Here is a 1,239-nt window from a genome sequence, read left to right on the forward strand (position 1 = left end):
TCCCGAAGGCACTCCTCTATCTCTAAAGGATTCGCTGGATGTCAAGAGTAGGTAAGGTTCTTCGCGTTGCATCGAATTAAACCACATGCTCCACCGCTTGTGCGGGCCCCCGTCAATTCATTTGAGTTTTAATCTTGCGACCGTACTCCCCAGGCGGTCTACTTAACGCGTTAGCTCCGAAAGCCAGTGTTCAAGACACCAACCTCCAAGTAGACATCGTTTACGGCGTGGACTACCAGGGTATCTAATCCTGTTTGCTCCCCACGCTTTCGCATCTGAGCGTCAGTCTTTGTCCAGGGGGCCGCCTTCGCCACCGGTATTCCTTCAGATCTCTACGCATTTCACCGCTACACCTGAAATTCTACCCCCCTCTACAAGACTCTAGCCTGCCAGTTCCAAATGCGATTCCGAGGTTGAGCCCCGGGCTTTCACATCTGGCTTAACACGCCGCCTGCATGCGCTTTACGCCCAGTAATTCCGATTAACGCTCGCACCCTCCGTATTACCGCGGCTGCTGGCACGGAGTTAGCCGGTGCTTCTTCTGCAGCTAACGTCAAAGATGGTATCTATTAAACACCAACTCTTCCTCACTGCTGAAAGTGCTTTACAACCCGAAGGCCTTCTTCACACACGCGGCATGGCTGCATCAGGGTGTCCCCCATTGTGCAATATTCCCCACTGCTGCCTCCCGTAGGAGTCTGGACCGTGTCTCAGTTCCAGTGTGGCTGATCATCCTCTCAGACCAGCTAGGGATCGTCGCCTAGGTGAGCCGTTACCCCACCTACTAGCTAATCCCACCTGGGCCAATCTTAGCGCGCGAGGCCCGAAGGTCCCCCGCTTTGCTCCGTAGAGATTATGCGGTATTAGCCATCGTTTCCAATGGTTATCCCCCACACTAAGGCATGTTCCCAGGCATTACTCACCCGTCCGCCGCTCGCCGCCCAACAAATCACCCGAAGGGTCAATGTTGTCGCTGCCGCTCGACTTGCATGTGTTAGGCCTGCCGCCAGCGTTCAATCTGAGCCATGATCAAACTCTTCAATTAAAGTTTTGTTGCCTTCCCGAAGGAAAGCGGCTCAGTGATTACTGATGTTCCAACCGAAGTTGAAACGAATTGACTGTGCCGGTAACTCTTTTATAAAAAGTGCTACCAATTGGTCACTCAGTTCACTGATAAATCTTTTATGACTGTATCATTGTCGAGTGCCCACACAGATTGCATGGTCAAATTGTTAAAGA

1 rRNA gene is annotated in these 1,239 nt (G+C 52.1%); it reads right to left on the minus strand.

The features are described from left to right. Window positions 1–1,045: ribosomal RNA gene (locus Q4491_RS21415) — 16S ribosomal RNA — on the minus strand; the annotation flags it as partial. Between the last annotated feature and the right edge of the window lie 194 nt (window positions 1,046–1,239).

The sequence above is a fragment of the Photobacterium sp. 2_MG-2023 genome (assembly GCF_030547675.1).
GTDB lineage: Bacteria > Pseudomonadota > Gammaproteobacteria > Enterobacterales > Vibrionaceae > Photobacterium > Photobacterium arenosum.